This is a genomic window from Pseudomonas sp. HMWF006, from assembly GCF_003061205.1.
GTDB classification, from domain to species: domain Bacteria; phylum Pseudomonadota; class Gammaproteobacteria; order Pseudomonadales; family Pseudomonadaceae; genus Aquipseudomonas; species Aquipseudomonas monsensis.
Map to the genome: position 1 here is coordinate 1 of NZ_QAIU01000179.1, position 942 is coordinate 942.

Below are 942 nucleotides of genomic sequence, written 5' to 3' on the forward strand. Positions count from 1 at the left end.
CCCCAGTGGTGTGCAGGGCGAGGGCGAGGGTGCCGGCGTTGGGGCCGAGGCCGGCGGCGAGCACCATCAGCGCGGCCCAGACCAGTTCCGGAATTGCTCGCAGACCGTTAAGCAGCAACCGTGAAGCACTTTGCAGCGGCCAGCCAAAACGCCCGGCGGCGGGCAGCGCGAGGACGATGCCGAACACCGCCGCGAGCAGGGTGCCGAGGGCTGACATGGCCAGGGTTTCCAGCGAACCATGGAAGATCGCTTTCAGGTACTCCGCGCTCAGGTCCGGGCTGAGGAAGCGCTGCACATAGGCGCCCATCTGCTTGAGGCTGGTGGCACTGCCCAGCTCACCAAGGTCCAGGCTCAGGTAGGCGAACGAAGCGATAACGGCCACGCCGATGCCCGCGATCAGCAACAGGTTGATCAGGCGATTCATGTCAGCCTCCAGCGCAGCAAGCGACTGAGCTGATCGGCGCCCAGCACCAATAGCAGGAAGGTCAGCAGAATGCTGGCGACTTCACCGCCGGCGAACATGCGGATCGACAAGTCGATTTGCTGGCCCAGCCCGCCCGCGCCGACAAACCCCATCACCACCGAAGCGCGGATCGCGCATTCCCAGCGATAGACCGTGTACGAGAGCAGTTCTGACCCGACGTTGGGCAACGTGCCGTAAGCAAACGCCGCCAGACGGCCGCTGCCAGCCTGCAACAGTGCGTGCGCCGGACGCTGATCGGTCGATTCAAAAATCTCCGCATAGACCTTGCCGAGCATGCCGCTGTAGGTAATGGCGATGGCCAGCACACCGGCCGCCGGCCCCAACCCTACAGCGCGCACAAACAGCAGCGCCCAGACGATTTCCGGCACGCTGCGCAGGAAAATCAACAGTCCGCGCACCGGCCAGCGCGACAGACGCCCCAGTCGGCTCGGCACGCCACCGCGTGACGCGGCAGACAG

2 protein-coding genes are annotated in these 942 nt (G+C 65.5%); both read right to left on the bottom strand.

Going from position 1 to position 942, the window contains the following annotated elements; genetic code table 11:
* A partial coding sequence (locus DBR24_RS07050) for a PhnE/PtxC family ABC transporter permease (protein WP_371921242.1) occupies positions 1–424 on the bottom strand: 424 nt, incomplete at its 3' end.
* The coding region (locus DBR24_RS07055; RefSeq protein WP_256591316.1) for an ABC transporter permease at positions 421–942 on the bottom strand (522 nt) is incomplete at its 5' end. The genes DBR24_RS07055 and DBR24_RS07050, both read right to left, overlap by 4 nt.